This is a genomic window from Serratia sp. (in: enterobacteria), assembly GCF_046715635.1.
In the GTDB taxonomy this organism is placed as follows: Bacteria; Pseudomonadota; Gammaproteobacteria; order Enterobacterales; family Enterobacteriaceae; genus Chania.
On record NZ_JBKJYW010000031.1, the window covers coordinates 1 to 3,112 of the forward strand.

A 3,112-nucleotide genomic window follows, 5' to 3' on the forward strand; every position below is an offset into this window, starting at 1 on the left:
TCAAACTCTTCAATTAAAAGCTTGATTTGCTGCAACTCGTGCAGCGATGCTCGAAAATTAACTTTCGTAATAATTCATTCGCATGAATTACTGCTTGGTCACTCTTCAAGACTTGATATTTTTTTGCCACCGAGGTGGCTGGATATCGTCTTGTGAGTGCCCACACAGATTGTCTGATAAATTGTTAAAGAGCGTTGGTTACCGACCGTCTTTCTCGGTAACGCGGGAGGTGCATATTACGCTTTCCCGCTGAAGAGTCAACCTTTATTCTCTTGCGAGAGCGGTGTTTTCACCGGGTTGCTGCTTCCTGGCTGGGCGACAATCTTCGTTATAAAGAAGTCGTTGTTCCCGGTCAGTGGAGGCGCATTATAGGGAGTTCTGAGAACGCCGCAACCCCTAAATTCAAAAAACCTTCCAAGCGCGGCTTTTTTCGGCAAAACGCTGCACAAGGCAGCATTTTTGTTACTTTTCGTACTGGATGCGGCTGAATTCCTGGGTAAAACGGTCCACCTGCTGCCAATCTGTATATTCCACTTCTTTACTGGTATCGGTCTCTCCCCCGGTCATTTTCATGATGAAGCGGATCATGACGCGATCGAACCAGCGATAACGCGGATAACGCAGCGCACCGGCGAACACGGCGCACTGCTTCGGCTGCCAAGGTGATGACAATAAGAACTTGCGGGTGTAGGCGTTGGTTTGTGGCGAACGCTTTTCCGGTTTGCGTGCCGTCAGGTTAACTGCGAAGAATGCGCTAGGCATCTGATTCAGCTGTTCAGCATGGCGCTTCACAAACCGGTGTAATGCCGTATTGAAATGCCCGTAGCGTATCGAAGCCCCTATCAATACCTGTTGGTACTGCCCAAGCTCGATATGGTCTGCCTGCTGCAAATCGATAACATCGCAGTTCAGGGTATCTTGCAACTTGTTAGCTATATAAGAAGCAATAGAGTGCGTTTGTCCGTCACGGCTCGAATAGAGAATCAGTGCCTTCATGGCGTTACCCCTTGTTATAGAATTACTCACGCCAGAAGGTCGGTGTGAAGAGAACCAGTAGCGTAAAGACTTCCAAACGACCAAACAGCATGGTCAAGACCAGCACCCACTTTGCCGGTGGTGGCATGGTGGTAAAGTTATCGGCGACAACGCCGAGGCCCGGCCCCAAGTTATTAAGCGTAGCCGTTACCGCGGCAAAGGCTGAGAACTCGTCCACGCCGGTGGCGATAATGGCCAGCATGCTGACGATAAATACCAATGCATAGGCGGAGAAGAACCCCCACACCGCTTCAAGAATACGTTCCGGCAAGGCGCGGTTGCCCAACTTGATGGTGTAAACCGCATTCGGGTGCACTAACCGTTTCAACTCACGCGAACCTTGCAGATACAGCAGCAGGATGCGGATCACTTTCAAGCCACCGCCGGTTGAACCCGCACAGCCACCGATAAAGGCAGAGCAGAGCAGGAGCATTGGCAGGAATAGTGGCCATTTGGCGATACTGTCGGTGGTGAAGCCTGCGGTGGTTGCCATCGACACGACCTGGAAGAAAGCCTGATTAAGCGTTTCCATACCGCTTCTATATATACCGTGCCACCACAGAACCACGGTACACACCGCCACCAAGGTGAACTGCACGGCGATAAACATGCGAAATTCTGGATCGCGCCAATATACTTTCAAGCTGCGCCCGCTGAGCAAGGCAAAGTGCAGACCGTAGTTACAACCCGAGATCAGTAAGAACACCGCGATGATGGTGTTGATGGCCGGGCTGGCGAAGTAACCCACGCTGGCATCATGTGTGGAGAAGCCCCCGATGGCGATAGTTGCAAAGCTATGGCCGATAGCATCGAATACCGACATTCCGGCTCCCCATAACGCCAGTGCACAGGCGATGGTCAGCAGTACGTAAATCAGCCACAGGGTCTTGGCCGTTTCGGCAATACGCGGACGCATTTTGTTGTCTTTCAATGGGCCGGGCATTTCCGCACGGTATAGCTGCATGCCCCCGACGCCGAGGATAGGCAGTATGGCGACGGCCAGCACGATGATCCCCATCCCCCCCATCCATTGCAGCATCTGGCGGTAGAATAAGATGGCTTTAGGCAAGGAGTCTAACCCAACCAGGGTGGTAGCACCGGTGGTGGTTAACCCCGAGAAGGATTCAAAAAAGGCGTCTGTCAGAGAGAGATTGGGCCGTTCGGAAAACAGGAAAGGCAATGCCCCCACGCTGCCCAGCACGGTCCAGAACAGCACCACAATCAGGAAGCCTTCACGCGGCTTTAATTCATGCTTTTGCTTACGGTTTGGCCACCATAGCATCAAGCCAATGGTCACGGCTACAAAGAAGGTCTGGCTGAATGCCCGCCCCGCTCCGTCGCGGTATATCAATGCCACCAGGCCAGGAATAAACATTGTCCCAGAAAACAGGATAACCAGCAGACCCACAATACGGGTTATGGCGCGAAAATGCATTTCAGCACGATCCTTAACAATTCAGTTGGTGGGAATTATTGCGATATAGGGACTAATTGCAAACTTCCGCGGCTGAGATCGCGTAATTTATTCCCGAATGCCTCAGTACCCGTGGCCGGTAGCGCCAGATGTAACACCACGGCAGCACCGTAATCCCCATGCACAATCCGCCCTTCACTAAGCTGTAGCAAATTCTCTACCATTGCCAGCTGAGCATAGTCGCACTGCAAAGTATATTCGAGCTGCGGCACTTTATAGCTGACAACCAACTGCTTGAGCGCCTGTTGTACACCGCTGCCGTATGCCCGCACCAGACCACCGGTACCGAGCTTGATCCCACCATAGTAACGTACTACCACCGCGGTTATTTCACCGATCCCACTGCCCATTAGCTGGCCCAGGATAGGCTTGCCCGCAGTGCCAGAGGGTTCACCGTCATCGGAAAACCCCAACTGCTGTGAATCATGCGGTGCCCCGGCAACAAAAGCCCAGCAATGGTGCCGGGCCGTTGGATGATCGTCACGCACCTGCTGGATAAAGGCTTTGGCCGCCTCAACCCCGCAGGTAGGTGCCAGCAGGGTGATGAAACGGCTTTTCTTTATCTCTTCACTGACGCTGATGACAGCGCCAGGAATGGGGTAA

Annotated in this window: 3 protein-coding genes; all 3 read right to left on the reverse strand. The window is 52.7% G+C overall.

All coding sequences use genetic code 11. The features are described 5' to 3' along the window. Nucleotides 1-462 precede the first annotated feature (462 nt). On the reverse strand, nt 463-996 hold the full coding sequence (hemG, locus tag ACLQ7H_RS01335; protein ID WP_411751112.1) for a menaquinone-dependent protoporphyrinogen IX dehydrogenase: 534 nt from the start codon (nt 994-996) through the stop codon (nt 463-465). 22 nt (nt 997-1,018) lie between these two features. Next, nucleotides 1,019-2,470 carry a Trk system potassium transporter TrkH gene (gene trkH / locus ACLQ7H_RS01340; RefSeq protein WP_021181454.1) on the reverse strand — a complete coding sequence of 484 codons (1,452 nt, stop codon included), beginning with the start codon at nt 2,468-2,470 and terminating at the stop codon, nt 1,019-1,021. Nucleotides 2,471-2,505: 35 nt separating this feature from the next. Next, nucleotides 2,506-3,112: IMPACT family protein (locus ACLQ7H_RS01345; protein WP_411751113.1), on the reverse strand; the 607-nt coding region annotated here is incomplete at its 5' end.

Bases quoted from the DNA above. Each gene is read 5' to 3' on its own strand.
- hemG (WP_411751112.1), bottom strand. From the start codon at position 996: ATGAAGGCACTGATTCTCTATTCGAGCCGTGACGGACAAACGCACTCT.
- trkH (WP_021181454.1), bottom strand. From the start codon at position 2,470: ATGCATTTTCGCGCCATAACCCGTATTGTGGGTCTGCTGGTTATCCTG.